This window comes from Gemmiger formicilis (genome assembly GCF_016901605.1).
GTDB classification, from domain to species: domain Bacteria; phylum Bacillota; class Clostridia; order Oscillospirales; family Ruminococcaceae; genus Gemmiger; species Gemmiger formicilis_B.
This window is the reverse complement of sequence record NZ_JACJKP010001019.1, coordinates 1-217: the sequence shown is the minus strand read 5'-3', so window position 1 is coordinate 217 and position 217 is coordinate 1. Positions and strand designations below refer to the sequence as shown.

The window sequence follows — 217 nt, the reverse complement described above, 5'->3', positions numbered from 1 at the left end:
AACGGCAGCTGCGATATTTACGGCACGTTTTCCACCGGCACCAACGGCAGCGCCCGGATTTACGCCGACACCATCTCGGACACCTCCGCCCAGAGCAGCTGGAGCTGCCTGTGGGTGCAGAAAGACGCCGCCACCGTTTACGGCAGCATCATCCTTACCGACGATATGACCCTGGACCGCCCCCTGACCGTGTACGCCAACGGGCAACTGACGGTGA

1 protein-coding gene is annotated in these 217 nt (G+C 62.2%); it reads left to right on the top strand.

All coding sequences use genetic code 11. The features are described from left to right. The coding region (locus H6B10_RS17605; protein ID WP_204652579.1) for a hypothetical protein at positions 1-217 on the top strand (217 nt) is incomplete at both ends.